Below are 24,951 nucleotides of genomic sequence, written 5' to 3'. Positions count from 1 at the left end.
ATGGAATGGTTGGCTGACCCCTCGATATGGATGGGCCTTGCAACCCTGGTCGTGCTGGAGATCGTTCTCGGCATCGACAACCTGGTGTTCATCGCGATCCTTGCCGACAAGCTTCCGCCGCACCAGCGTGACCGCGCGCGGGTGATCGGCCTGGCGCTGGCCCTGCTGATGCGGCTGGTGCTGCTGGCCGCGCTGGCCTGGATCATGAAGCTGACCGAGCCGCTGTTGACGCTGTTCGACCACAGTTTCTCCGGACGCGACCTGATCCTGCTGGGTGGCGGCCTGTTCCTGCTGTTCAAGGGCACCATGGAACTGCATGAGCGGCTGGAAGGCCGCCAGCACGAGGACAATGGCAAGAAGGTCTACGCCAGCTTCGCGATGGTCGTGGCACAGATCGTGGTACTCGACGCGGTGTTCTCGCTGGACTCGGTGATCACTGCGGTCGGCATGGTCGACAACCTGGGCGTGATGTACGCCGCGGTGACCATCGCGATGGCATTGATGCTGGTGGCCAGCAAGCCGCTGACCCGCTTCGTCAACAAGCATCCCACGGTGGTGGTGCTGTGCCTGGGCTTCCTGCTGATGATCGGTTTCAGCCTGGTGGCCGAGGGCCTGGGCTACAAGATCCCGAAGGGCTACCTGTACGCGGCTATCGCCTTCTCGATCCTGGTCGAGGCATTCAACCAGTGGGTACGTTTCAACCGCGAGCGCAACGAGCGCCGCCAGCCGTTCCGCCAACGTACTGCGGATGCGGTGCTGCGCATGCTGGGCGCGCGCCCGACCAATGGCCACGACGACGAAAGTGCTGACGAACACGTCGATGCCGAAGAGCGCCTGCAGCCGGCCGAGCACGAGATGATCCGCAGCGTGCTGGGGCTGGCGGATCGCCCGGTGTCGAGCGTGATGACTGTGCGCGCCGACGTGCAGTGGATCGACCTGGCGCGTGGACAGGACGACGTGGTGGCACGCCTGGTGGCATCGCCGCACACCCGCCTGCTGGTCGGCGATGGTGATCTGGACAGCCTGTGCGGTGTGGTGCAGAGCCGCGACCTGCTGGCCGACCTGCTGCAGGGCAAGCCGCTGCAGCTGGAAGGCAACCTGCGTGAGCCGCAGTACGTGCTGTCCAGCGCCAGTGCGCTGCAGGCGCTGGAACTGATCCGCCAGCACCCGGTGCCGCTGGCGGTGGCGGTGGACGAGTACGGCAGCGTGGAAGGCCTGGTGACCGCCAACGACCTGTTGGCGGCCATTGCCGGTGACCTGGTCGACACCCAGGACGAGCGCTATGGCGTGGTCATGCAGGGGGAAGGCCAGTGGGAGGCCGACGGTGCGCTGACCCTGGACGATCTGCAGCGCCTGGCGGGCGTATCGCTGCCGCGCAGTGCCGACTACATGACCATCTCCGGCCTGGTGCTGGAGCGCCTGGGACGCCTGCCGGACATCGGTGACGCAGTGGAGATCGCGGATGTACGCATCACCGTACTGGCGATGGAGAAGCGTCGCATTGCCCGCCTGCGCGTGCAGCGCCTCGACGGAATGGCCTAACCCACCTGTTGCTGTACAGCCGAGCCCATGCTCGGCTGCATGTTGAGAAGCCGAGCATGGGCTCGGCTCTACACAACACGGCCCGCAACCGTCACCATGGCGGGCCCGCTTTCCTTCCCGGATGGTTGCAGTGCTGAGTACGATCGGTTTGTTGATGGGCCTGTATGTGGCCTGGCGCCTGTTCTGGCCGCTGCGCATGCCCATCTGGATGAAAGTCGTGCTGTCACTGCTGTTGGTGGGCGTTGCCGTGCAGCTGCGCATCGTCGCCATGTTCTGGGGCACGATGGCCTCGCCCGAGATTCCGAAACTGGCCATCGCCACGCTGGCCACCGGCTCCACGGCGGTGTTGCTGCTGGCGTTGCTGATGCTGGCGCTGGACGTGAGCCTGCTTGCTTCCCGCCTGCTGCGCTGGCCACGCGCGGTAGCCGCATTGCGCACGCGGAGTCTGCGACCGGCGGCCGGCATGCTGGCCCTGCTGGTCAGTGGCTACGGCGTCAGCCAGGGCATGGCGGTACCCAAGCCCCGGCAGATCGAGGTGAGCATCGCCGGATTGCCGGCTGCGTTCGACGGCTATCGCGTGCTGCAGTTGACCGACATCCATGCCAGCCGCCTGCTGACCGGTGACTGGGTGCGCAGGGTGGTGGACCAGAGCAACGCACTGACGCCGGACCTGATCGTGATCACCGGCGACCTGATCGACGGCAGTGTCGAGGCCCGCCGTGACGACGCGCGTCCACTCGTGGACCTGCGGGCGCCGGACGGCGTCGTCGCCATCACCGGCAACCACGAGTATTACGCGCAGTACCAGGCGTGGATGCAGGCGTTTCGCGCGCTGCACATGCAGGTGCTGGAGAACAGCCACATGCAGGTGCGGCGTGGCGATGCGGCGCTGACCATCGCCGGTGTCACCGACCCGGTGGCGGCACGCTACGGCCTGCCGCTGCCGGATATGGACGCTGCATTGGCTGGCGCCGATCCCTCCGCGCCGGTGATCCTGCTCGATCATCGCCCACGCAATGCGCGTGAGGCCGCTGCGCGCGGTGTGAAGCTGCAGTTGTCCGGGCATACCCACGGCGGCCAGATCATCGGCATGGACCAGCTGGTGAAGCGGGCCAACGGTGGCTATGTCTCCGGGCGTTACGAGGTGGACGGGATGACACTGTACGTGAGCAATGGCGCTGGCCTGTGGGCCGGATTCCCCGCGCGCATCGGTGTGCCGTCGGAGATCACCCTGATCACCCTGCGCCGCGCCCCGTGACCTGAAGTGGGGTCAGATCCCTTTCCGCAGGGAATTCGCTGCCTTTCGTGCTGTGATCCCTCTGTAGAGCCGAGCCCATGCTCGGCTGAACCAGAGGCAGCCGAGCATGGGCTCGGCTCCAAAGGTAACCGCCTCCTCAAGAACTCCGCAGCGGCGGCCGCGCATGCGCATCGCGCCGCAGCGACTGCGCCCGCTTGGCGATCGCACGCACCACGACGGCGGTGAAGAGCAACGCGGAGGGCACCGCGTACCAGAAGTTGCCGGGCACGCGCTTGAAGTACGAATAGGTGAACACTGCGGCGATGATCCACATGCCGGTCACGTGCAGGCGACGCCACACAGTGGGACCCATGCGGCGGGCGATGCCACGATGTGAGGTGATGGCCAGGGCGAGGATGGCTACATAGCCGATCGTGCCCGGCAGGTTGGCCAGGGCTGAGCGCGCCGGCCAGAACGCGGGGTTGAGGATGCCGAAGGCGGTGATCGCCACCGCATGCAGCAGGTGCGAGAACGCGAACGACAGGCCGACGATGCGACGCTCGCGCAGCAGGAAGCGGGTGAACGGGCCGGGCAGCAGGCTGGCGAACGAGGATGCGGTGAAGGCGACCAGGAACAGCAGGAACGATGTGCGTGCCGTCACCCGGATCGCCGCGCGGCTGCCCTCGACCACGTCGGGCTGCAGGGTGAACGCCGCCAGTGCGAAGGCGATCAGGACCACGGCGATGGCCACGAACAGGCGCCAGCCGTGCAGGGAGGACGTATTGGAAACAGCCATGATCAAACCTCGAATCAGGAAATGGGTGGCACCGGCCTCTGGCCGGCCAAGGAATGGGGAGTGCCGGCCGCTGGCCGGCGCCTTCAACAGTCGTTCGGCACAACCAGCACGCCGGCCGCGCACAGCTCGCCCAGTAGCGGAATGTAGGCTGTGCGTAGTTCGTCGGCGGCCACGCCATGCAGATCGGCCAGTACCTGCAGCGCGTCTTCCGCACGGGCGCCGTCATCGCCGAACGCCGACAGCAGCGCATATGCCAGCGGTGAAAGTTCCTGCACCTGCAGGCTGAAGTCACCCAGGCGTCGCAGCAGCAGCAACGTCGGCATCGCGGTAGGCGCACCGTTCTGGCCGGCGTCCTCATGCACAGGCCACTGGTAGCCCAGCACCCTCACCAGTGGAGACAGCGCCAGCACGCTGCCTGCCTGTGGCGCATGCAATGGCTGCTGGCCGGTGTCCCGCGCTTCAATGTGCAGTGCCTGCTGCGTGCTTTCGTAATGCGCCAGTTCCGCCACCCAGCCCGGCAGCGCGAGGTCTGCCTGCACGCCCAGCCACGCGGCGAATTCGCCGGCGATCTGCGGGAACAGTGGGGTATGGCAGGCATGCCGCGCGTAGTAGTGCTCCACGGTGTCGCGCCAGCAGGCATCACCCAGTTGCGCCTGCAGGCGCGGCAGGCTGCCTGCCAGCAGGCTGTCCAGGCTGTCGATGCAGAGGCGGCGGTAGACCGCCATCCGCCGTGCATCGATGCCCTCAGGCGCGGGCATCGATGGGTCGCGTACATGGTCGGCCCAGCGCTGCTGCAGGGTGGCCAGCGGCTCAGCCATGGGCCACCTCGGGCAGCAGCACATCGGCCTGCGCGTGGCGGATCTGCTCCACCTCGGCCAGCAGCTCGGCCAAAGGCGGGAAGTTGAAATCGCGCTCCAGCAGGGTGGGGCGCACGCCGACACGCGCATAGGCTTCCCCCAGCAGCGCCCAGACCACGCCCTTCACCGGCGCGCCGTGGGTGTCGATCTTGAAGCCATCGTCTTCGTCGAAGTGGCCGGCCACGTGCAGCGAGGCGACGCGATGCGCCGGCACGCGTGCCAGGAAATCGAAGGCGTCGTAGCCGTTGTTGCAGGCGTTGACGAAGACATTGTTGACGTCCAGCAGCAGGTCGCAGTCGGCCTCGGCCAGCACTGCAGTGATGAAGTCGATCTCGCTCATGTCCGCGCCTGGCACGGCGTAGTAGGAGATGTTCTCCACGGCGATGCGCCGGCCCAGTGTGTCCTGCACCTGGCGGATGCGACCGGCAACGTGATGCACGGCCTCGGTGGTGAACGGCAGCGGCAGCAGGTCATAGACATGGCCGCCGGCGGCGCAGTAGCTCAGGTGTTCGCTGTACAGCTGCACCTGGTGCAGGTCGAGGAACGCGCGGGTCTGCGTCAGCAGGGTGCGGTCCAGCGGGTCCGGCCCTCCCAGCGACAGCGACAGGCCGTGGCAGGTCAGGCGATGGCGCTCACTCAGCTGGCGCAGCGCGGCGCCGTGGGCACCGCCAACTCCGATCCAGTTGTCCGGCGACACTTCGAGGAAGTCGATGGCATCGGCCGGCATCGCCAGCAGTTCATCGATCAGGCCACGGCGCAGGCCGAGACCGGCACTGGCGGAAGGCAGGGGCAAGCGCATGCGACGGTACTCCAGGGCAGTGGCGCCGCCGTGGCGGCGGCGCCGGGGGGACGATCAGTCGTTGACGCGGGAGAACAGGCCCTTCGGCATCGGTTTGCCGTTGGCGGTGTAGACACTGCGCAGGTAGTCGTGCGCCTCCTGTTCGCTGATGTAGCCGTCGTGGTCGGTGTCGATGCGGTCGAATTCAGCGGCGCGCTTGGCCGCCACGGCGTTGAACTCGGCACGCGAGACCCGGCCGTCGTGGTCACGGTCGGTGCGGGCAAACGAAGCGTCGCCGCACTTGCCTTCGCCACACTGGCCTTCGGCCACCTTGGCCTTGGCGGCAGGCTTGCCAGTGGCGGCCTTGTTGGCGCCGCACTTGCCTTCACCGCACTTGCCTTCGGCGGCGGCGCTCATGGCCACGGCACCGATGGCCAGTGGCTGGATCGCGGCCGCCTGGCCGGCCAGCAGCAGGCCACCGGCCAGGGCGATGCCGATGGCGCCGATGCGCGGCAGACGGGAAGCAGCGGTGTTCTTGGTCGAGACGGACATGGTGATGACTCCTTGGATGGGCACGCAGGGCGTGCGGGATGGACGCCGCTTGAAGGCGACGGAAACGAAGGGAAGAAGCGCGGGAAGGGGTGAAGCGGATCAGGCGTTGCGGCGACGGCGCAGTCGGTAACCCAGCAGCAGGGCGCCGCCGAGTAGTGCGCCACCGAAACCGATACCGGGCAGCAGCGCGGCGACCGGCAGCAGCAGGGCGATCAGGCTCACGCCCCAGCCGAGGCCGTCGTTGCCCGCCGCGGCGCGCTGCGGGCCGGCCAGCAGGCGGTCCAGGCTGAGTGCACCGCCGCCGTTGAGGATCAGCGGCAGCAGCATGGCCAGGAACAGCAGCGGCAGCTTGAAGTTGCCGTAGCCCTGGTCGGTGATTGCGTAGCCCTGCCACAGCTCACCCAGGCTGTTCCATTGGTCCGGCCAGTGCACGGCAGCGATGGCAACAAGGGTCAGCACCCAGAAGATGTAGGCCACCGAGCGCGTGGCCAGGCCCAGCAGCAGCATCACCGCGCCCACCAGTTCCAGCCAGGTGGCCAGCTGCCAGTTGAGTGATGCAGGCAGGGTGGAGAACGGGAACGGGAAACGCCCTTCCAGGTCGGCGAACCAGTTCTGTCCGGCCAGCTTCTCGCGGCCCGATTCAAAGAACTCCCAGGCCAGCAGGGCGCGTAGCGCCAATGGCGAGAGCCAGCGGCCGACGGCGTCCAGGCGGGGTGTATACACGGAAGAAGCGGAGCTGATCATGGGAGTGTCCTGCGGGCCAGTGGTCGATGGAGGCCATTCCGAGCCACGCAGGTATCGGCAACGTGTGCTGTTGCCCGGGGTTTTGTCAGCGACTGTGGCTGTGTCAGGGGTTCGTACAGTCAGATACAAAGACGCCGCGTCGGGCGTTCGCCGGGCCATGCCCAGCGGCCGAATGTATCCAACTGTAGAAATCCGCCGCCGCCCTACAGTCCGGTACAACTCTGCCTCGCAGCGAAACAGCGCCGATACACCCCCAGGCGGAAATGGCCACTCCCAACACCGGAGTGCCACCCATGATCCGCACCACCCTGCTCGCCGCTGCCCTCGCCCTTGCCGGCGTCGCGACGCCGGCATTCGCCGCCGAGGCCGATGCCGGCGCCACGCCCACCGTCATCCTGGTCCACGGTGCCTTCGCCGATGGCTCCAGCTGGAACAAGGTCATCACCACCCTGCATGACTGGAAACTGCCTGCGGTGGCCGTGCAGAACCCGCTCACCTCGCTGGCCGACGATGTGGCCGCCACCCGTCGCGCGATTGCCGCCGCACCGGGCAAGGTCGTGCTGGTCGGCCACAGCTGGGGCGGCACGGTCATCACCGAAGCGGGCAACGATCCCAAGGTGCAGGCGCTGGTGTACGTGGCCGCATTCGCACCGGATGCCGGGCAGTCATCGGCACAGCAGGGCGAGGGCTATCCGGTCGGCCCGGGCCTGACGCGCCTGCAGGAGAAGGACGGCTACCTGACCCTGCCAGCCGACGCCATCGCCCAGGACTTCGCACCGGATGTGATGAAGAAGACCGCTGCACTGTTGTACAGCACGCAGGTGCCATTGAAGGCCAGCGCGCTGGGTGAGTCCGTCACTGTGGCCGCGTGGCGCAGCAAGCCGAGCTGGTACGTGCTCAGCCGTGACGACCGCATGTTGTCGCCGCAACTGCAGGCGGCCACCGCAAAGCGCATTCGCGCGCAGCTGCGATCGGTCGGCAGCAGCCATGTGTCGCTGCTCTCGCACCCGGCTCAGGTGGCTGACAGCATTCTGGAAGCCGCAGGCGTGAAGCCGGCCGAACTGCCGCTGGCCGAGCAGGGAGGCTGAACGATGGGCGCGCTGCGTGTGTATGTACTGCCGTTGCTGCTGGGCCTGCTGGGTGGGGCGGCGCTGCTGATGGCCTGGCCCAGCCCGGAGGCCGGTGCGCATCCGGCGCAGGCCGCTCCTGCTGCCGGGTTCGATGGCGGCGGGCCCTGGCACAACAGCCCACCGCTCGCGTTGAATCAACTGCGTGGGCAGGTGGTGCTGGTCGAGTTCTGGACCTACGCCTGCAGCAACTGCCTCACCGTGGCACCGCATGTGCACCAGTGGCATGCACGTTACGCGCGGCAGGGGCTGCAGGTGATCGGCGTGCATACTCCGGAGTTCGCCTACGAAGGCCTGCCCGGCAATGTGCGCAAGGCCATCGCGCGGCTGGATATCACCTGGCCGGTGGTGCAGGACAACCAGTACCGGATCTGGAACGCCTGGGGCAACCGCTTCTGGCCGGCGCTTTACCTGGTCGACCGGCAGGGCAGGGTGGTCTACCGCCACTACGGTGAAGGCGATTACGCACGTACCGAAAGCGAGATCCAGCGCCTGCTGGCCAGCCCCTGAGCCGCGCTACCATGGCCGCGCCGCGCGGCCTTGACCTCCGTCTTCATCGAGAACGCAATGAACCACGTACCGCACATCCTTGTCGTCGACGATGACAGCGAGATCCGCCAGATGCTGGCCGACTACCTGCAGCGCAACGGCCTGCGCGTCAGCCAGGCCGATGGCGGCCGTGCGATGCGCGCGCTGATGGACACCCACGCGGTGGACCTGGTGGTGCTGGACGTGATGATGCCCGGCGAGGACGGGTTGAGCCTGTGCCGCAACCTGCGTGCCGGCAAGCATCGCGCGGTGCCGGTGGTGCTGCTGACCGCCCGCGACGACGAAACCGACCGCATCATCGGCCTTGAAATGGGCGCCGATGACTACGTGACCAAGCCGTTCTCCTCACGCGAACTGCTGGCGCGCATCAATGCGGTGATCCGGCGCACGCAGATGCTGCCGCCGAACCTGCAGGTGAGTGAAGCCGGCCGCCAGTTGGCCTTCGGCGACTGGCGCCTGGATACCACTGCCCGCCATCTGCTGGATGCGCAGGACACCGCCTATCCGCTCAGCGGTGCGGAATTCCGCCTGCTGCGCGTGTTTCTCGACCACGCCAACCGTGTGCTCAGCCGCGACCAGCTGCTCAGCCTTACCCAGGGCCGTGATGCAGAACTGTTCGATCGTTCCATCGATCTCCTGGTCAGCCGCGTGCGCCAGCGCCTGGGCGATGACGCGCGTGAGCCCACCTACATCAAGACCGTGCGCAGCGAAGGCTACGTGTTCAGCGTGCCGGTGCAGCTGCTGGGGCCGGAGGAATGAACGCCCGCGCGCGCCGCCTGCCGTGGCTGCGCACGCTGTCGGCGCGCCTGCTGCTGGTGCTGCTGGGCGGTTTGATCCTGGCCCATGCGCTGTCCTTCGGCCTGTTGTTCTACGAACGCTACCAGTCCACCCGCAGCATGATGCTGCGCAACCTGGACGAGGATGCAGCAGTGAGCGTGGCCCTGCTGGAACACCTGCCGGCCGACCAGCGCCAGGCCTGGGTGCCGCGGTTGGAGCGGCGCACGTACCGTTACCTGTTGCGCCCGGCACAGGCCGGCCCGGCGTTGGAAACCGATCGTGCGCGCCAGGTCACCGCCATCATCGATGACAGTCTGGAACACCGCTATCCGCTGCAGGCGCGGCAGGTGGCACGGCTGCCGGAACGTTTTGAAGTGGAGCTGCGCCTGCACGACGGTTCACCGTTGACCATCGAAGTCACACCGTCGGGCCTGCCCCTGGCGCGCTGGCTGCCGGCCGTGCTGCTGGTGCAGCTGGCCCTGCTGCTGGTATGCGCCTGGCTGGCGGTGCGGCTGGCATTGCGCCCGCTGCGGCAGCTCTCGCACGCCGTCGAGCAACTGCAGCCTGGCAAGGACGCACCGATGCTGCCCGAAGACGGCCCCGCCGAAGTGGGCACGGCCGCAGCCGCGCTCAATGCACTGCAGGCGCGGATCCGTGGCCATGTCAGCGAGCGGCTGCAGATTCTGGCGGCCATCTCGCACGATCTGCAGACGCCGATCACGCGCATGAAGCTGCGCGTGGAAACCCTGCCCGAAGATGCCACCCAGCAGCGCCTGCTGGATGACCTGGACCACCTGGGGCAACTGGTGCGCGAAGGCGTGGCCTACGCGCGCAGCAGCCACGTGGCCAGTGGCGCGCCAGTGGCGATGGATCTTGGCGCGTTCCTGGCCAGCGTGGTGGGCGACTATGAAGACATGGGCAAGGCGGTCAGTGGTGGCGCACCCACAGGCCTGACCGTGCAGACCTGGCCGCAGCCGCTGCGGCGGGTGGTCGGCAACCTGGTCGACAACGCGTTGCGCTACGCCGGTAGTGCCGAGATCGAGGCGGGGCGCGATGCAGCAGGCCGGCCGTGGATCAGCGTGTCCGACCGCGGCCCCGGCATCCCGGAGGACCAGCTGCAGGCGGTGCTGGCACCGTTCCATCGGCTGGAAAGCTCACGCAACCGCGATACCGGCGGCACCGGGCTGGGTCTGGCCATCGCCGTGCAGCTGGCGCAGTCGCTGGGCGGCTCGCTGCGGCTGCACAACCGTGAGGGCGGTGGCCTGCGGGCCGAATTGCAGCTGCCGGGGTAACTGGCGGGGTCAATGCATCCACGCACCTGCATGGCCTCGGGATCGGCGATCATCTAGCGGGTGTCGAAACCAGGAAACACGCAATGCAGGGAACGCAGCATTCAATCCAGCGTGCGCGCCACGTCGCGCTGCGGGTCGGTCTACTCGTGCTGGCCGCATGTCAGCGCACACCGGATGCGCTGACCGGGACACCCGCAGCGGGCACATCGCTTGCCGCCCCGGCCACGGCAACAGACCTCTCTCCGCTCCTCGATGCCTTGCCGACCTGCGCGCTGGACGGCTGGTACATCGATCATCAGACTGGGCGTCCGGCCCATCCCTGGCTGGCCGAGAACGCGTCGACACCCTGCAAGGTGGATGAGGAAAACGAGATCGCCACGTTCTGCGTGCGGGCGCAATGGAAAGGATTGCCGGCGGAGGAGGTGATCCTTCCGACGATGACGTTCGTTTCATTCCGTGGTGCGAAGATCGGCCTGCCGCTGGAGAGGGCACGCTCGATTGTCCGCCATCAGTTCGGGCAGGATTTCCCGGGTGGTGCGGCCTACGAGGCGGGACGCGAGCCGAAATTGATGGCCGATCCCGAGGATGCACAGCGCTCGTGGCTGCTGTGCAGCACGCCGGAACCAGGAGACGACCTGGGCGACCAGGCAGGCGTGAGCTATTCCGGCATGAACCTGCCCTACGACCACGACGGATGCAGCTATCGCTACAGCCCGATCGATTTCTGCGATGCGCAGCACGTGGCGCGCATCGAGGAAGCCTTCAGGAACGAAAAGCCCAACTTCAACCAGCACTACCTGCTGGTGCAGGTCGATGATCGCCCCGGGTTCTTCCAGCGCTCGGTGGTGCTGGTCGACACCCGCACCGGACGCGCCACGCCATTGCCGATCGATGCCTTCACCGGGCCAGCGGAGAAGGGCGGAGACGCCATCCGCTACGGAACCCTGGAAACGGGCGTAGACCGGCAGCAGTTCTGCCTGGATGGCGCGTTGCTTGTCTATCGCGCGTTCGAGGAAGGGCGGTTCTGCTTTGGCTTTGACGGTGAGCGCTTCACCGGGCACGAGACGCAGTACATGCAGCCGATGGATGGCCGATGACCGGCATTTCACCCGGGTCGTGACACCCTGCCAGGAACCTGCACCCACGGGAACGAGGCTGTTGAAGGCGAACAAGCAATGACCGCGGCGCGGCAGCGCTCGATGTGGGTGGCCGGCCTGTCCACGGTGGTGGAGTGGTACGACTTCACCCTGTACCTGTACTTCGCCACGGTGTTGTCGCGGGTGTTCTTCGGTGGTGGCGAGCAGGCGCTGCTCGTCACGCTTGCCGGCTTCGCGGTGTCCTACCTGATGCGTCCACTGGGCGCGCTGTGCTTCGGCCACCTGGGCGACCGCCTGGGCCGGCGCTGGATGCTGCTGGCTTCGATGGCGTTGATGGCGGCGGCAATGCTGGCCACTGCGCTGCTGCCAACCGCGGCCACCGCAGGCACCACGGCGGGCGTGCTGCTGCTGGTACTGCGCTGCGTGATGGCGTTTTCGGTGGGCGGCGAATACACCGGCGTGGTGGCCTACCTGCTGGAAAGCGCACCCGTGCGGCGACGAGGCCTGGTGACCTCGCTGGCGTCGGCAGCCAGCGAAGTGGGGGCGCTGCTGGCGGTGGCGATTTCCGCGCTCACGGTCGCGCTGCTGCCCATCGCGCAGCTGGACAGCTGGGGCTGGCGCATTCCGTTCTTCTTCGGTGCCGCGCTGGCACTGGTGATCCTGGTTGCGCGGTCGGGCATGCGTGAATCGCCTGAGTTCGAGCGCCAGCAGCGCGAGGGCAGCATTCCCGCCACGCCGCTGCGGCATGTGCTCCGCAACCATCCCGCAGCAGTGGCGCGCACCTTCGCGATCTCGGCGCTGGGCTCGATCACCTACTACGTGGGCATCACCTACGTGCCGTCGTTCCTGCATGCGCAGGGTCATGACGAAGCCGATGCGCTGTGGCTGTCGACGATTGCGGCAGTGGCGGTGATCGCGATCACGCCACTGTGCGGCGCATTGTCCGACCGCGTCGGACGACGGCCGGTGCTGCTGGGCCTGACCGTGCTGGCAGCGCTGCTGCCGCTGTCCCTGTTCGCGTGGATGGCGCAGGCGACGGCGCTGGGCATCACACTGGCCGCCGTGCTGCTGGCCTGCGTGGCCGGTGGTGTCAGTGCGGTCGCGGCCCCGGCCACGGCCGAGCAGTTCCCGGGCGAAGGCCGGGTCAGCGGGTTGGCACTGGGTGTGACCATGGCCACTGCGGTGTTCGGCGGCGCGACGCCGTGGCTGGCGCAATGGTGGGTGGAACGCAGCGGCTGGGCGGCGGCACCGGGCGCGATGATCGCGCTGGTGGCAGTGCTGGTGCTGCCGGTGCTGTGGACCCTGCCCGAGACCGTCCCAGGCAGGGCCAGACGCTAGCCGATCAGACCTTCAGGGTCTGCTCGATGTCGGCCAGTACCGCGGCCGCATCCACGCCGATGGCGACGGACTGCAGCACGTGGCCATCCCACACGCTGGGGCCGAAGCCCATGCCTTCCGGCTTCGGAATGGTCATGCCACGGGCAACGCCGTCGGTGGCCACGCGCACGCTGGCACGCTCGAACTGGAACAGCTCCGGACGGGTCAGGGCAATGCAGGCGCAGCAGTCGTGCACGACCATGCCCTTGTGGCCGGCCTGCAGGTAGAAGTCCACGTAGTCCTGCGACAGTGCACGGACCAGCTCGGCGTCGGCGCCGCCGAGTGCGGCCAGCTTATCCAGGCCATCACGGTCCATTTCCACGCGGGTGGTCACGTCCAGGCCGATCGCGGTGACCGGCCAATCGGTGGTGAACACCACGTCGGCCGCTTCGGCGTCACCCCAGATGTTGGCCTCGGCGGCCGGGGTGATGTTGCCGTTGACGTGGAAGGCGCCGCCCATCAGCACCACGCCGCGCACCAGGCTGGCGATGTCCGGAGCCTGCTGCAGGGCCAGGGCCAGGTTGGTCATGCGGCCGACCGCGACCAGGGTCACCTCGCCCGGATGGGCGCGGACCAGGTCGATGATCAGCTGGTGGGCGGGGCGCGCGTCGGCGGTCACGTCCAGTTCGGCCGGCACCGGGTGGTTGCCCAGGCCGTTGTGGCCATGGATGTGCACCGGCCAGGCCTCCGGGGTGGCTTCCGGCTGCAGCGGGCCACCGGCACCGCGCGCGACCGGTGCGGCAAAGCCCCAGGCCTGCTTCAGGTACAGCGCATTGTGCGTGGTCGACTCCACCGAGGCATTGCCGAAGGTGGTGGTGACGCCGATCAGGTCGATCTGGGCGTGCTTGTGCAGGTACAGCAGGGCCAGGGCGTCGTCGACGCCCGGGTCGGTATCGAAAATGACTTTCAGCATGTTGTTGTTCTTCTTCTTCCGTGTGGTGCGGGGGGCGCCGGCGGCCCGGAGACAGGCCGGCGCGCCCTACATTGTCCCATCTTCATGACAGGCAGGGCCATTGCCGGGGTGGCAGGCCATAATGCCCCCAGTCCAGGCACGGAGTCGCCGCATGCTGATCGTTGCCCTTCTGCTGGTCCTGCTGGTGCTGGGCCTGAACGTGGTGGCTACCGTGGTGATCGTCAGGCGTGATGGCCTGTCGGCGGGCGGCCGGACGGTGCAGCTGCTGCTGATCTGGCTGCTGCCCCTGGTCGGCGCGATCCTGTGCATGGCGGTGGCCACCGCCGATGGCTCGGGAAGCCGGGGGGACAACGGTCTCGGCGGTGCCTACGATCATTCGGGCGGGCATTCCGGCGACAACCACAGCCAGCACAACCACAGCAGCTCCGACTGTGGAAGCGACGGCGGCAGCAGTGACGGTGGTGGTGGCAGCAGCAGCGACTGAGATCTCTGTAGAGTCGAGCCATGCTCGACTGCACTTCGCTCCAACGCCGCGGTGCTTGATTGAACAGCAGTCGAGCATGGCTCGACTCCACAAATGCGACGACGGCCTGCTCAGCCGCCGCCTTCGGTCGGCAGCGGCGCCGGCACATTCAACAACCCGCCTGCCGCGACATAGGCGGCCAACGCCTGACCCTGGCTGAGCAGGTGGCGCTCCATGGTGCGTTCGGCGGCAGCGGCGTCACGCTTGCGGAAGCACTCCATCAGTTCGCGGTGCTCTGCCAGCGACTGCGCGGTGCGGCCCGGGGTCAGCAACTGGCGGCCACGGTGCATCTTCAGGATGCGGTGCAGGTCGTGGGTGATCCGGATCAGCCACGGGTTGCCGGCATAGTGCTGCACGGTTTCGTGGATGAGGTAGTTGTTGCGGTAGTACTCGGCGATGTTGCCCTCGGCCGCAGCGGTTTCCATCGCCGCATGCAGGTCTTCCAGCCGTTGCACCCCAGCATCATCGATATGCCGGACCGCCTCGTGCGCGCAGCGGCCTTCCAGCATCGCCATCACCGGGAACAGCTGGTTGAGGTCTTCCAGCGTCAGTCGCGTGACCCTGCTGCCACGACCCGCATCGATCTGCACCAGGCCTTCGGCAGCAAGCAGCTTCAGCGCCTCGCGCAGCGGCGTGCGGCTGATGCCCAGTTCTTCGCACAGCGCGGGCTCGTCGATCCACTCACCCGGCGGCAGCCGGTAGTCGTAGATGCGCTCGCGCACGTGTTCGGCCACCTCTTCGTACAGAGGTGCGCGCTTCTTCGGTGACTGCGGGGCAGGGGCAATGGCCATGCGCAGAGTGTAACGCCAGGTCGCGCCGGGCAGCGGCCGGCACGACCCGATGGCGGTTACATCCAGCCCGGCACCACGAACACCAGCCAGGCCAGCAGCGGCCCCAGCGCGACCACCAGCCCGCTGTAGACCAGGAAGCGGCGGAACAGGGTCTCGCGTTCTTCCTTCGCGGCCGAGGCCACCACCAGTGCGCCATTGGTCGAGAACGGGCTGACATCGACGATGGTGGACGACACCGCCAGCGCGCAGATCACGCCGGCGGCGCTGAGGTGGCCCTGCAGCAGGAACGGCACCGCCAGCGGAATCGTGGCGCCCAGTACCGCCGCCGAGGAAGCGAATGCGGAGACGATGCCGCCGACGTAGCAGACCAGCAGCGCGCCCAGCAGCGGAATGCCGATGTCGGACACGCCGTTGCCGATGAAGTCCACCGCGCCGGCATGTTCCAGCACGCCGATGTAGGTCACCACGCCGCAGATCAGCAGCACGGTGGACCAGCTGATGCCATCGACCGCACCCTTCTGGCTTTGTGGCGACAACAGCGCCAGCGCCACCGCCACGGTGATCGAGACCAGGCCGACGTTGAGGTTGTAGATCAACGCGGCCACGCCCAGGCCGAGCAGGCCGATCAGGGTGAACAACCGCTCGCGGGTCAGGCCCACCGCGTCCAGTGCCGCCGGATCATTGCTGAGCGTGCCGCCGCCTGCTGCGACCAGCGCGCCATGGCCTTCGATCGCGAACTGGCGCGACGACGCCTGCGGGCCACCGGCCATCGCCAGTTCGGCAGTGCCGATCGTTCCTGCTGTGGTGATCGAGCCACGCCGCAGCAGGGCGACGCCACCGAAAGCGAAGAAGCAGATCGTGGCCATCATGAAGTTGAAGCCCAGGCTGGTCAGGAACACCGCCATCTCGGTCACTTCCAGCCCGGCCTTCTGCACCACGCCGTTGGTGATGCTGCCGTACACGCTGATGGGCGAGAAGCCGCCGGCCTGCGCACCGTGGATGACCAGCAGGCCCATCATCAGCGGGTTGATGTTGTATTGCTTGGCAAAGCGCAGCGCGACCGGCCCGATGATCGCCACCGCGGCGGGGCCGAGTGCGCCGAAGGCGGTGAGGACCGCGGTGATGACGAACATCACCCACGGAATGGCCACGATATGGCCGCGTACCGCTTTCACCGCCCAGTGCACCAGCAGGTCGATGGTACCGTTCTTCTGCGCGATGGCGAACAGGTAGGTGATGCCAACCAGGGTCAGGAACAGATCGCCGGGAAAGCCGGCCAGGACCTCCTTGCCGCCCATGTCCACCCACAGCCCACCGATGATGAAGGCCAGCGCGAAGGCGACGGCACCCATGTTGATCGGTAGAGCGGTGGCGATGATGAACATGATCACCAGGCCGATGATCGTTGCGATTTGTGGACTCATGCGCCCTCCCAGACACGTGACTCACGTACAGCGCGGATGGAGACCCGCCATCCCGGGGTAAGGCGACGTACTGCGTGTTGCGTACTGCTCGAACCCGTTACTGCAGCCGCTCCAGCGCGTTGCGGACCCAGCCCGCCGCGCCGTCGAGGCTCTGGAATTCCTCCACCGCGCGCACCTCGCAGCACGGATAATCGGACGCGACCATGCGGGCCAAGGCATTGCCCGGGCCCAGCTGCAGGAACACCCGCGCACCGCGCTCGTAGGCCTGGCGCATCACCTGCGACCACTCAATGGTCTGCGCCAGTTGCAACGACAGCGTGTGGACCGCCGTTGCGCGATCCCGCACCGGACGCGCATCGATGCCGGCCAGCAGCGGCAGGCGTGGGCCCTGCAGCGCCGAGGCATCGAGTGCGGCGGCGAACGCTGCGACAGCAGAGCGGAGCAGCGGCGTATGCGCGGGCACATGCACCGGCAGCGGGCGGATCTCCGCACCCTGCGCGCGAGCGTCATCGGCCAGCGCCTGCAGAGCGGCCTGCGTGCCGCCGACGATGAAGTGATCGCGGCCGTTGGCGATGGCCACATGTGCGCCGTGTGCATCACACAGCGGCTGCAGGGTATGGCGCTCCAGCCCCAGCACGGCCTGCATGCCTGCATCGGCAGGGCTGGCGGCATCCATCAGCCGCGCGCGCTGCGCGGCCAGGCTCAGGCAGGTGCTCGCATCAACGCTGCCGGCAACCACATGCGCCGCCAGTTCACCGATGCTGTAGCCGGCCACCAGCACCGGTGCTGGCACTGCTTCGCGAAGTCCCTGCCAGTGCGCGAGGCTGGCTGCACACAGCAGGGGCTGCGCGAGTGCATTGCCGAAGCGCGATTCGTCAGCGGCCGCCGCGAACACATCGCGTCCAAGCACTGCGCTGGCAGCCTCCAGTACGTTGTGCGCGGCAGGCAGATCGCGCACGCGCTCGAACATCGCGGCGTGCTGCGCACCTTGCCCGGGGCAGAGCAGGGCAAGGCTCATGCGCCCTCCTGCTGCAGCAGGAACCAGCTGCAGGCCAGCAGGTCGGCGCTGCCACCCGGGCTCAGGCGGCGCGCGACGAAGCCCTCGCCGATGTCGTGCAGGTGTGCCTGCCAGCCGGGTACGAAGGTACCGCCCGCCTCGATGAAGCGGCGCGCCTGCTGCTGCGCCCAGGCCAGGCCCTCTGCGCCGCCACGGTGCAGCAGGTTGAGATCGTCCACCTGCGCGACCAGCTGCATCAGGGTCTGGCACATCGCGGCCTCGCGTGGCAGGCCGCTGGCCAGTGCGTGGCGCAGGGTAGGCAGTGCCACGTCGCGCAGCAGCGGGTAGCCGGTGGCCGCTTGTTCGCGCACACCTTGCACGCCGTGCCGCGCGCGCGCGCGCTGGCCAGGGCTGTTCGCATCCAGAGGTGCGCCGGCGAGCTCGGCAGCCCAACGGCGCACTTCCTGGCAGACTTGCTCACCCGTGGCGGAATGGCCCAGGTGGGAGCGACAGGCCGCGGCGGCCGCCACCAGCAGGCCGAGACTGAAGACCGCGCCACGGTGGGTATTGATGCCGGCGGTCGCGCGCAGCATCGCGGTTTCGGCGGCGATGCCACACCGGCGCAAGGCGTCGAAGTCCGCCCCGGCTGCACCGAGGTATGCCACGGCGGTGAAATAGTGGCGCAGCGCGAACAGGCTGCGCAGGAACGTGCCGGCGTCCATGTCGTGATGGCTGCCGGTGTCGAAGGGTGTGACCAGTCCGGGCTTGGGCGCCAGCGCCAGCTCCGCATGCAGGCTGGCGACGGCGAGGCGCCCCAGACGCGCGGTGTCCACGGCAGCTGCCGGCCTGACCGCCGGTTGCACGACGGCGTTCATGCGCTCACCCCGGCGGAGGCGAACAATGCCTCGCGTGGTTCCAGTGCGGCACCATCGAGGCGCTTGACCAGTACCTCGCGGCTGCGTCCGGCGTACTCGCGCCAGTTCACGGCGGCGTCGCCGCCCAGGCACAGCTCGCCATCGACCCGCCGCTCGTGTTCGGCTTCCCATGCCTGTAGCCGTGCAGCCAGGGCATCGGCCTGCGCGGTGGTGTCGATCGGCCACAGCAGATCGACGTCCGAGCGCGCGTGCACATAGCGCAGGCCAGTGAGGTGCTGCCACGCGAAGGCACCGATTACGCGCGCCCCAGCGATGTTCTGCAGCACTTCAAGGGGCCGCTGCCAGTCCTGTGGAACGTCGCCTTCCAGCACCGTCTGAAGTGTCGGCGGCGGCGCGGTGCGCAGCACATCGTGTGCTGGTACGCGCAGGGCCAGGCGCAGTTTGCCCTCGACGGGCGGTAGCGGCACGCCCAGACGCAGGCGGGGGTCCGCATCATCGGCGGCACGTCGCGCGACGATGGCCGGCCGGCCCTGCGCAAACCAATCGGCCAAGCGCGACTCATGCGCGGCAATGTCCGCCTGCCAGCCGGCGTGCGCTGACAGCCAGACCAGCGTATGGCGGGGCAGCCGCTCAGGCATCGCCCTGGCTCACGGCAGCAGCCACGCGTGCGGCCAGCATGCGCCCGCCACGTTCGGCTCCGCGCACGGCGCGGCGGTCGCCATCGGCGGGCGTGCGCAGTGCCTGCAGCAGGTGGGCGGCCAGGTTGCCGTTCCAGATCGAGTCCACCGCACCCATCGCTACGTAGTTTTCCACGCCCGGTGCGAACACCGGTGAGGTCTGGCTGAGCGACTGCAGCTTCTCCAGCGGCTGCTTGGTCACCCGTGCCATCGCGCGCAGGTCCATCACCCGCACCTGTGCATCGGGCAGGGCGTGGATGTGGTCGGCCATCAGACCGAATGAGAGGAAGCCGCCACTGACGGACTCACCGTAGACCAGCGTGACCAGTTGCGCACCACGGCGGCGTGCCAGATCGAGCGTCTGCGCGAGATGCGCAAAGTAACCATTGATGCCAAGCAGTTCGTCGCGCCGCGCCAGGCGCTGGCCGGCGGTATCCACCAGCATCACGATCGGCCGCTGAGGATGTGCGCGGGTGCTGGCCAGCACCATCCCGGCCAGTGCCAGTGCGTGGTCCACGCCGACTTCGAGTTTGTCGGCGGTACCGATCACGGTCACCTCGCCGTCCTCGGTGGTAGCGCTGCCGGTCAGCACCGAATCGTTCACCACAATCGCATGCCCCTGCGGGAACAGGGCATCGAGCAGGCTCTGCAGTTGCATGCTCATGGCAGGCTCCGATCGGCGGTGGCGATGAGGAACTCATCGGTGTCGAGCAGTGGCAGGCGTTCGGGGTGGGGAATGCCCAGCCGCGCCCAGATCTCCAGGCCATCGCGGCAATCGCTCCAGGCCTGCACGCGCGCCTTCAATGCCACATGGCGTTCCTGCAGCGCGGCCAGTGCAGTCACTGGATCGATGCTGCGGGTATCGGGCTGCAGCGCATCGAATGCCGCGTGCGCGAAGGCCTCGATGGCATCGGGTACCAGCACCTGTGCCTGGTCGATCAGGTAGCGGTGCTTGCCACCGGTCACGCGCCAGACCAGTGCGCGGTCGCGGGAATCGAACTCTTCCACGCCACGCACGGTCTCGATCACTTCCGGCCCGGACAGCGACAGGCGTCCTTCTTCGGACATGATGACCGTGCTGCAGCAGCGGGCCACGATGCCCATGCCGCCGAAGGCGCCGTTACCGCTGCCGATCAGCGCGATCACCGGCACGCCCGCTGCACGCGCGGCCAGGGTGGCGCGCATGATCTCGGAAATGGCGATGAGCCCTGCATTGGCTTCGTGCAGGCGCACGCCGCCGGTGTCGAGCAGGAGCAGCACACCGTCAGGGCGGGTTGCCGCCGCACGGCGCAGCAGCCCGGTCAACTTGGCGCCATGCACCTCGCCCACGCCGCCGCCCATGAATTCACCCTGCTGTGCGGCCAGCAGCACGCGTCTTCCCTGCAGCGTGGCTTCGCCGACGACGATGCCATCGTCGAAGGCAGCCGGCTGGTCGAGCTGGGCCAGGTGCGAGCTCATCACGCGCCGTGCGGGGCCGAGGAATTCGCGGAACGAACCGGCATCGACCAGGCCGGCGATGCGTTCGCGTGCATCGGCTTCGTAATAGCTGTGGCGTTGCACGTGGCTCATGGCGTGCCTCCGGCCAGCAGGGTTTCCACGGCCTGGTCCAGTCGCAGGCTGACCACCGCCGGAGTTGCACCCGCATCGTTGATCGAGATGCGTACATCGCGCAGCGGATGACGCTGTGCGAAGTCGCTGATCACCGCTTGCCACACGGTCCCGAAGCCCTGTGCGGCGGTGATGATGCGTACCGTCATCGCGCCGTCCTGCGCCGCCGGCTCCAGCAGGATTTCCAGGTTGCCCGAGGCCAGTACGCCGACCAGCACCGCATCGCGCGGAAACTGCACCGCAGTGTGTCCTTCGAATCGATAGTCGAGGGTTTCCATGCTCAGCCCTTTACCAGTTGCGGAAGCGCTTGGGCGGGTCGTACAGTCCGCCGGACCAGCGCACCAGGTCCTTCACCGAACGCGCCGCCAGCAGGTCACGGCTGGCATCGCGCACAGAGATGCCCAGGTCATCGGGACGGCGGATCACCCCGCGGTCGCGCAGGTTTTCCACCATCGCGCGGTCGCGGCCGAGGCCGACGGCGGTGTAGCCGGCCACGCCGCGGATCGCCTGCTCGCGTTCTTCCGGCGTGCGGCACAGCAGCAGGTTGGCGATGCCTTCCTCGGTCAGCACGTGGCTGACGTCGTCACCATAGATCATCACCGGCGGCAGCGGCATGTCCGCGCGCTCGGCCAGTTCCCAGGCATCAAGACGTTCAACGAAGGCCGGCGCCATGTGCTCGCGGAAGGTCTCCACCATCTGCACCACCAGCTTGCGCCCGCGCGGCATCTCGCCCGGGCGCGCGGCCTGCTGGCCGGCCTTGATCCAGGCGTCGCTGGCATGGCGGCGCCCACGTGCATCCGAGCCCATGTTCGGTGCACCGCCGAAGCCGGCGATGCGGTCGCGGGTGGCGGTGGAGCTGTTGCCCTGCAGGTCTATCTGCAGTGTGGAACCGATGAACATGTCGCAGGCATACAGGCCGGCGGTCTGCGAGAACGCGCGGTTGGAACGCATCGAGCCATCGGCGCCGGTGAAGAACACATCGCCTCGCGCCGCGATGTATTTCTCCATGCCCAGTTCCGAACCGAATGAGTGCACCGACTTCACGAAGCCCGATTCAATGGCCGGAATCAGCGCCGGATGCGGGTTCAGTGCCCAGTGCTGGCAGATCTTTTCCTTCAGGCCGAGCGATTCGGCGTAGGTGGGGAGCAGCAGTTCGATGGCCGCCGTGTCGAAGCCGATGCCATGGTTGAGGCGGTTGACGCCGTACTCGGCGTAGATGCCCTTGATGGCCATCATCGCCATCAGCACCTGGATCTCGGAGATCTGCGCTGGGTCGCGGGTGAACAGCGGTTCGATGTGGTTCGGGCGCGGCGCCTGCACCACGAAGTTGACCCAGTCAGCGGGGATATCGACGCGGGGGAGGGTGTCGACGATTTCGTTGACCTGGGCGATGACAATGCCGCCACCGAAGGCGGTGGCCTCGACGATCACCGGGGTGTCTTCTGTGTTCGGGCCGGTATAGAGGTTGCCGTGGCGGTCGGCGGCCTGCGCGGCGACCAGCGCCACGCGCGGGGTGAGGTCGATGAAGTAGCGCCCGAAAAGTTCCAGATAGGTGTGGATGGCACCGATCTGGATGCGCCCTTCGGCCACCAGGTTGGCCAGCCGCACCGACTGCGGGCCGGAAAACGAGAAATCCAGCTTCGAAGCGATGCCGCGCTCGAACACATCCAGGTGCGAGGGCAGGGACAGCACCGACTGCACCATGTGCAGGTCGTGCACGCGGGCGGGGGCCAGGTCGGCCAGGGCCTGGGCGAGGAAGTCGGCCTGCTTCTGGTTGTTGCCCTCCAGGCAGACCTTGTCGCCTGGCTCCAGCAGTGCGTGCAGCAGCTCGCCCACATCGGTGGCGGCGACCTCGCGTCCCCGGGCCCACGGCGCGGCACGTTCCAGGCGGGCCTGGCGGCTGTGTTCCAACGTATCCCAGCTCGGGTTCATCGACCGGCTTCCGATTGGTGTCGATGTAATTACGGCATAATTATGAAGAGGGGTGCAACCTGCAGTGCAGCAAAAAGAAGGGCCCGCACGAAGGCGGGCCCATTCAGGATTGCGGTGTGCCGACCAACGGTCAGCACCCACCGGTTTGCGGGTGGCTCAGAACTTCCAGCGCAGGCTGGCCGACACGAAGCGTGGTTCGCCGTAGTTGTTGTAGTCCAGGTTGGCCCAGTAGGTCTTGTCCAGTGCGTTGCGCACGCTCAGCGTTGCGGTCCAGCTGTCGCTGATGCGGTAGTTGGCATTGAACTGCACCAGCATGTAGGCCGGCTGGTTCACCGTGACCGTGCCGCCCAGCGGGTAGGCGATGTTGTAGCCCTGCACCTTGCTCTGCCACTGCAGGCCGCCGCCAACGCTCAGGCGTTCCAGCGCGCCGCGCAGCTGCAGCTGGGTGTTGAGCTGCAACAGATCCTTCGGCGGATTGGCGTACAGCAGGTCGGTAGCCGCTCGGGTGACCTTGACGTGGGTGTAGCCGGCATTGACCGTCCAGCCCGGCAGGATCTCGCCGTTGACGTCCATCTCCCAGCCGCGCGCCTTGGTGCCGTTGACGCCGACGTAGGCGGAGGTGCCATCGCTGAGCGAACCTTCCGGCACGCCCATGTCGCGCACCGCGTAGTTGTCCTGCTTGGCCTCGAACACGGCGGCATTGGCGGTCAGGCGGCCATCCAGCCACTGGGTCTTGATGCCTGCTTCCAGGTTCGAACCCTGCACCGGTGCCAGCAGGTTCTCGTTGCGGTCCTTGAAGTTCTGCGGGTTGAAGATCTCGGTGTAGCTGGCATAGGCCGACACGTTCGGGGTGATGTCGTAGACCAGGCCCACGTAGGGAGTAACTTCATCGCTCACCTTGTACGCACCGCTGGTGCCGGTGTAGGCGCCTGCGGCGTTGTACGAGCGGCTGAGGGTTTCCCAGCGGCTCAGGCGCGCGCCTGCAATCAGCGACAGCGGATCGGCCAGGCGCAGACGGGTGGCCAGATAGACGCCACTCTGCGTGGTCTTGGCCACGCGGCGCGCGCCGGTGCGGCGGTAGGTCACCTCGGAGATGTCGCCGTTCCAGTTGTACACGTTGGGAATGTAGTAGCAGCGCTCGCCGCCGCAGCGTGCCCAGTCGTTCGGGAAGTTCAGTGCAAGCGTGTTGGTGGTGCCTTCCAGGTCCGACCACTGTGCGCCAACGGTGAGGTCGTGCTCGCGGCCGAACAGGTCGAAGCTGCCGGACAGGTAGGCATCGACATTGCGGCGGGTGTCCTTGGAATCACCGGCGGCGGCACGCAGGTAGATGCCCGAGCCGGTCACCGGGTCCGGGTTGCCGGTGCCGTACAGGCGCACGTTCTGCACGTTGCCACGGGTGTAGGCGGTGTTGATCTTCAGCAGCCAGTTGTCACCGAAGCGCTGTTCCAGGTTGGCGAACGCGGTGTTGCTCTCGCGCTTCCAGTAGCTCCACTTCGGCGACAGGTTGGTCGAACGCGGCAGGTGGGCGAAGTTGCCCTGGTTGTCGAAGAACGGCACGGTGCCCCAGGTTGAACCGGTGGGGTTGTTGTCCTGGCTCTGGTAACCGAGGGTGATCGTGGTGCTGTCAGTGACGTCGCCTTCCAGCACCGCCATGCCGGCCATCTTGTTCTCGTCGTAGCGGTCGTAATACAGGCCCCGATCGGTGTAGGCGGCGACCACGCGGCTGCGGAAACGGCCGTCGGCGGTCAGCGGTGCGGTCACGTCGGCTTCCATTCGGCGGTAGTCCCAACTGCCGGCACTGACCGAGAACGATGCGTCGAATTCCTTGCCCGGACGCTTGCGCAGCAGGTTGACCGTGGCCGACGGCACGCCGGCGCCGCTGAGCAGGCCGTTGGCGCCGCGGATCACTTCGATGCGGTCGTAGAAGGCGGTGTCGTATTCCTGGTTGGTGGAGCCGCTGTAGGTGGGAATGCCATCGACCTGGAAGTCGGTGATGGCAAAGCCGCGCGCGTAGTACAGCGGGCGCTGGGTGTCATAGAAGGACACGCTGACGCCGGTGACGTTGCGCATCACATCGTTGATGCTGAACAGCGATTCGTCCTGCAGGCGCTTGAGGCTGATCGCAGTGGCCGACTGCGGGGTTTCCTGCAGCGTGATCGGCAGGCGGGTGGTGCTGGATGGCGGAGCGGACTGCTCGGCACGCACACTGACCCGGTCCAGGGTCTTGGCATCGGCGGCGCCATCGGCGGCGGCGAACGCGCTGGGCGCGGCCAGCAGGGACAGCGACGAAAGCAGGGCAGCCGGCAGCAGCGCGCGGCGGGGCAGGCGGTTACGCAGGGTCAGGGACATGGTGGGCTCGAGGCTTGGAAGCGGGGAAGGGCGGCAGCAGTCGTCCAGTACCCGGGGCGGCGGCTTCGGGCACATCAGGTCCATCTGGGAGGGGCGCGGTCACTGCGTAGGACGCAAATGTAAATAATTCTTAACAA

25 protein-coding genes are annotated in these 24,951 nt (G+C 67.5%); 9 read left to right on the top strand and 16 right to left on the bottom strand.

The window, feature by feature from the left end:
* On the top strand, positions 1-1,542 hold the full coding sequence (locus RI032_RS03505) for a TerC family protein (protein WP_049455585.1): 1,542 nt from the start codon (positions 1-3) through the stop codon (positions 1,540-1,542).
* Positions 1,543-1,663: 121 nt separating this feature from the next.
* Positions 1,664-2,800 (top strand): metallophosphoesterase, encoded by a 1,137-nt coding sequence (locus RI032_RS03500; protein WP_057502668.1) that lies wholly within the window; start codon positions 1,664-1,666, stop codon positions 2,798-2,800.
* A gap of 136 nt (positions 2,801-2,936) precedes the next feature.
* Here RI032_RS03500 and RI032_RS03495 read toward each other — a convergent pair whose 3' ends face one another.
* The 5 genes from RI032_RS03495 to RI032_RS03475 all read right to left on the bottom strand — a co-directional run bounded on the left by RI032_RS03495 (position 2,937) and on the right by RI032_RS03475 (position 6,506).
* Positions 2,937-3,575: a ferric reductase-like transmembrane domain-containing protein gene (locus RI032_RS03495; RefSeq protein ID WP_057502708.1), complete on the bottom strand. Its 639-nt coding sequence runs from the start codon at positions 3,573-3,575 to the stop codon at positions 2,937-2,939.
* 83 nt (positions 3,576-3,658) lie between these two features.
* Positions 3,659-4,393 carry an HvfC family RiPP maturation protein gene (locus RI032_RS03490; RefSeq protein ID WP_322547857.1) on the bottom strand — a complete coding sequence of 245 codons (735 nt, stop codon included), beginning with the start codon at positions 4,391-4,393 and terminating at the stop codon, positions 3,659-3,661.
* Entirely contained in the window at positions 4,386-5,231 is an 846-nt protein-coding gene (locus RI032_RS03485) for an HvfB family MNIO-type RiPP peptide maturase (RefSeq protein WP_049413507.1), read from the bottom strand. Before RI032_RS03485 ends, RI032_RS03490 begins: the two co-directional genes overlap by 8 nt.
* A gap of 54 nt (positions 5,232-5,285) precedes the next feature.
* Positions 5,286-5,762 (bottom strand): HvfA family oxazolone/thioamide-modified RiPP metallophore, encoded by a 477-nt coding sequence (locus tag RI032_RS03480; RefSeq protein ID WP_010483445.1) that lies wholly within the window; start codon positions 5,760-5,762, stop codon positions 5,286-5,288.
* Between the two features lie 99 nt (positions 5,763-5,861).
* Entirely contained in the window at positions 5,862-6,506 is a 645-nt protein-coding gene (locus RI032_RS03475; RefSeq protein WP_057502671.1) for an HvfX family Cu-binding RiPP maturation protein, read from the bottom strand.
* Between the two features lie 293 nt (positions 6,507-6,799).
* Here RI032_RS03475 and RI032_RS03470 point away from each other — a divergent pair, with 293 nt between their 5' ends.
* From RI032_RS03470 to RI032_RS03445, 6 genes are all read left to right on the top strand, one after another.
* Positions 6,800-7,594 (top strand): alpha/beta fold hydrolase, encoded by a 795-nt coding sequence (locus tag RI032_RS03470; RefSeq protein ID WP_322547856.1) that lies wholly within the window; start codon positions 6,800-6,802, stop codon positions 7,592-7,594.
* Positions 7,595-7,597: 3 nt separating this feature from the next.
* On the top strand, positions 7,598-8,143 hold the full coding sequence (locus RI032_RS03465; RefSeq protein WP_049455590.1) for a redoxin domain-containing protein: 546 nt from the start codon (positions 7,598-7,600) through the stop codon (positions 8,141-8,143).
* Positions 8,144-8,200: 57 nt separating this feature from the next.
* Positions 8,201-8,941, top strand: coding sequence for a response regulator (locus tag RI032_RS03460; protein ID WP_010483437.1), 741 nt, complete (start codon positions 8,201-8,203; stop codon positions 8,939-8,941).
* Complete coding sequence (locus RI032_RS03455) at positions 8,938-10,251, top strand: ATP-binding protein (RefSeq protein WP_322547855.1); 1,314 nt, start codon at positions 8,938-8,940, stop codon at positions 10,249-10,251. The genes RI032_RS03460 and RI032_RS03455 overlap by 4 nt, the downstream gene beginning before the upstream one ends.
* Positions 10,252-10,334: 83 nt before the next feature.
* Positions 10,335-11,348: a hypothetical protein gene (locus tag RI032_RS03450; protein ID WP_322547854.1), complete on the top strand. Its 1,014-nt coding sequence runs from the start codon at positions 10,335-10,337 to the stop codon at positions 11,346-11,348.
* A gap of 78 nt (positions 11,349-11,426) precedes the next feature.
* The gene (locus tag RI032_RS03445; RefSeq protein WP_322547853.1) at positions 11,427-12,686 is read left to right on the top strand and encodes an MFS transporter; all 1,260 of its coding nucleotides are present in this window, start codon (positions 11,427-11,429) and stop codon (positions 12,684-12,686) included.
* Between the two features lie 4 nt (positions 12,687-12,690).
* Here the strand turns inward: RI032_RS03445 and RI032_RS03440 are convergent, their stop codons facing one another.
* A complete protein-coding gene (locus RI032_RS03440; protein WP_010483429.1) occupies positions 12,691-13,638 on the bottom strand; it encodes a nucleoside hydrolase in 948 nt (315 codons plus the stop codon).
* Positions 13,639-13,789: 151 nt separating this feature from the next.
* On the opposite strand from RI032_RS03440, the gene RI032_RS03435 reads away from it, so the two are divergent.
* On the top strand, positions 13,790-14,122 hold the full coding sequence (locus RI032_RS03435; protein WP_010483427.1) for a hypothetical protein: 333 nt from the start codon (positions 13,790-13,792) through the stop codon (positions 14,120-14,122).
* Between the two features lie 110 nt (positions 14,123-14,232).
* On the opposite strand, the gene RI032_RS03430 is transcribed toward RI032_RS03435, so the two are convergent.
* From RI032_RS03430 to RI032_RS03385, 10 genes are all read right to left on the bottom strand, one after another.
* Positions 14,233-14,952, bottom strand: coding sequence for a GntR family transcriptional regulator (locus RI032_RS03430; protein WP_057502677.1), 720 nt, complete (start codon positions 14,950-14,952; stop codon positions 14,233-14,235).
* A gap of 56 nt (positions 14,953-15,008) precedes the next feature.
* Positions 15,009-16,376, bottom strand: a complete 1,368-nt coding sequence (locus tag RI032_RS03425; protein ID WP_322547852.1) for an SLC13 family permease — start codon at positions 16,374-16,376, stop codon at positions 15,009-15,011.
* Between the two features lie 97 nt (positions 16,377-16,473).
* Positions 16,474-17,394 carry a malonate decarboxylase subunit epsilon gene (gene mdcH, locus RI032_RS03420; RefSeq protein WP_134957996.1) on the bottom strand — a complete coding sequence of 307 codons (921 nt, stop codon included), beginning with the start codon at positions 17,392-17,394 and terminating at the stop codon, positions 16,474-16,476.
* Positions 17,391-18,248, bottom strand: a complete 858-nt coding sequence (gene mdcB, locus RI032_RS03415) for a triphosphoribosyl-dephospho-CoA synthase MdcB (RefSeq protein ID WP_322547851.1) — start codon at positions 18,246-18,248, stop codon at positions 17,391-17,393. Before mdcB ends, mdcH begins: the two co-directional genes overlap by 4 nt.
* Positions 18,245-18,886 (bottom strand): malonate decarboxylase holo-[acyl-carrier-protein] synthase, encoded by a 642-nt coding sequence (gene mdcG / locus RI032_RS03410; RefSeq protein WP_134958000.1) that lies wholly within the window; start codon positions 18,884-18,886, stop codon positions 18,245-18,247. Before mdcG ends, mdcB begins: the two co-directional genes overlap by 4 nt.
* Positions 18,879-19,583 (bottom strand): biotin-independent malonate decarboxylase subunit gamma, encoded by a 705-nt coding sequence (gene mdcE / locus RI032_RS03405; RefSeq protein ID WP_322548255.1) that lies wholly within the window; start codon positions 19,581-19,583, stop codon positions 18,879-18,881. Before mdcE ends, mdcG begins: the two co-directional genes overlap by 8 nt.
* Positions 19,584-19,585: 2 nt before the next feature.
* Positions 19,586-20,494, bottom strand: a complete 909-nt coding sequence (locus tag RI032_RS03400) for a biotin-independent malonate decarboxylase subunit beta (RefSeq protein WP_322547850.1) — start codon at positions 20,492-20,494, stop codon at positions 19,586-19,588.
* The gene (mdcC, locus tag RI032_RS03395) at positions 20,491-20,811 is read right to left on the bottom strand and encodes a malonate decarboxylase acyl carrier protein (protein WP_134958517.1); all 321 of its coding nucleotides are present in this window, start codon (positions 20,809-20,811) and stop codon (positions 20,491-20,493) included. Before mdcC ends, RI032_RS03400 begins: the two co-directional genes overlap by 4 nt.
* 10 nt (positions 20,812-20,821) lie before the next feature.
* Positions 20,822-22,465 carry a malonate decarboxylase subunit alpha gene (mdcA, locus tag RI032_RS03390; protein WP_322547849.1) on the bottom strand — a complete coding sequence of 548 codons (1,644 nt, stop codon included), beginning with the start codon at positions 22,463-22,465 and terminating at the stop codon, positions 20,822-20,824.
* A gap of 156 nt (positions 22,466-22,621) precedes the next feature.
* Complete coding sequence (locus tag RI032_RS03385) at positions 22,622-24,814, bottom strand: TonB-dependent siderophore receptor (protein ID WP_312250197.1); 2,193 nt, start codon at positions 24,812-24,814, stop codon at positions 22,622-22,624.
* Between the last annotated feature and the right edge of the window lie 137 nt (positions 24,815-24,951).

The organism is Stenotrophomonas geniculata, from assembly GCF_034508895.1.
In the GTDB taxonomy this organism is placed as follows: domain Bacteria; phylum Pseudomonadota; class Gammaproteobacteria; order Xanthomonadales; family Xanthomonadaceae; genus Stenotrophomonas; species Stenotrophomonas geniculata.
The sequence above is the reverse complement of the archived record's forward strand: the minus strand, read 5'-3'. Positions and strand labels throughout refer to the sequence as shown.

Bases quoted from the DNA above. Each gene is read 5' to 3' on its own strand.
- RI032_RS03385 (WP_312250197.1), bottom strand. From the start codon at position 24,814: ATGTCCCTGACCCTGCGTAACCGCCTGCCCCGCCGCGCGCTGCTGCCG.
- RI032_RS03490 (WP_322547857.1), bottom strand. From the start codon at position 4,393: ATGGCTGAGCCGCTGGCCACCCTGCAGCAGCGCTGGGCCGACCATGTA.
- RI032_RS03485 (WP_049413507.1), bottom strand. From the start codon at position 5,231: ATGCGCTTGCCCCTGCCTTCCGCCAGTGCCGGTCTCGGCCTGCGCCGT.
- RI032_RS03465 (WP_049455590.1), top strand. From the start codon at position 7,598: ATGGGCGCGCTGCGTGTGTATGTACTGCCGTTGCTGCTGGGCCTGCTG.
- RI032_RS03495 (WP_057502708.1), bottom strand. From the start codon at position 3,575: ATGGCTGTTTCCAATACGTCCTCCCTGCACGGCTGGCGCCTGTTCGTG.
- RI032_RS03460 (WP_010483437.1), top strand. From the start codon at position 8,201: ATGAACCACGTACCGCACATCCTTGTCGTCGACGATGACAGCGAGATC.
- RI032_RS03505 (WP_049455585.1), top strand. From the start codon at position 1: ATGGAATGGTTGGCTGACCCCTCGATATGGATGGGCCTTGCAACCCTG.
- mdcB (WP_322547851.1), bottom strand. From the start codon at position 18,248: ATGAACGCCGTCGTGCAACCGGCGGTCAGGCCGGCAGCTGCCGTGGAC.
- RI032_RS03480 (WP_010483445.1), bottom strand. From the start codon at position 5,762: ATGTCCGTCTCGACCAAGAACACCGCTGCTTCCCGTCTGCCGCGCATC.
- RI032_RS03455 (WP_322547855.1), top strand. From the start codon at position 8,938: ATGAACGCCCGCGCGCGCCGCCTGCCGTGGCTGCGCACGCTGTCGGCG.
- RI032_RS03500 (WP_057502668.1), top strand. From the start codon at position 1,664: ATGGTTGCAGTGCTGAGTACGATCGGTTTGTTGATGGGCCTGTATGTG.
- RI032_RS03425 (WP_322547852.1), bottom strand. From the start codon at position 16,376: ATGAGTCCACAAATCGCAACGATCATCGGCCTGGTGATCATGTTCATC.
- RI032_RS03400 (WP_322547850.1), bottom strand. From the start codon at position 20,494: ATGAGCCACGTGCAACGCCACAGCTATTACGAAGCCGATGCACGCGAA.
- RI032_RS03445 (WP_322547853.1), top strand. From the start codon at position 11,427: ATGACCGCGGCGCGGCAGCGCTCGATGTGGGTGGCCGGCCTGTCCACG.
- mdcC (WP_134958517.1), bottom strand. From the start codon at position 20,811: ATGGAAACCCTCGACTATCGATTCGAAGGACACACTGCGGTGCAGTTT.
- RI032_RS03475 (WP_057502671.1), bottom strand. From the start codon at position 6,506: ATGATCAGCTCCGCTTCTTCCGTGTATACACCCCGCCTGGACGCCGTC.
- mdcA (WP_322547849.1), bottom strand. From the start codon at position 22,465: ATGAACCCGAGCTGGGATACGTTGGAACACAGCCGCCAGGCCCGCCTG.
- mdcE (WP_322548255.1), bottom strand. From the start codon at position 19,583: ATGCAACTGCAGAGCCTGCTCGATGCCCTGTTCCCGCAGGGGCATGCG.
- RI032_RS03450 (WP_322547854.1), top strand. From the start codon at position 10,335: ATGCAGGGAACGCAGCATTCAATCCAGCGTGCGCGCCACGTCGCGCTG.
- RI032_RS03440 (WP_010483429.1), bottom strand. From the start codon at position 13,638: ATGCTGAAAGTCATTTTCGATACCGACCCGGGCGTCGACGACGCCCTG.
- RI032_RS03430 (WP_057502677.1), bottom strand. From the start codon at position 14,952: ATGGCCATTGCCCCTGCCCCGCAGTCACCGAAGAAGCGCGCACCTCTG.
- RI032_RS03470 (WP_322547856.1), top strand. From the start codon at position 6,800: ATGATCCGCACCACCCTGCTCGCCGCTGCCCTCGCCCTTGCCGGCGTC.
- mdcH (WP_134957996.1), bottom strand. From the start codon at position 17,394: ATGAGCCTTGCCCTGCTCTGCCCCGGGCAAGGTGCGCAGCACGCCGCG.
- mdcG (WP_134958000.1), bottom strand. From the start codon at position 18,886: ATGCCTGAGCGGCTGCCCCGCCATACGCTGGTCTGGCTGTCAGCGCAC.
- RI032_RS03435 (WP_010483427.1), top strand. From the start codon at position 13,790: ATGCTGATCGTTGCCCTTCTGCTGGTCCTGCTGGTGCTGGGCCTGAAC.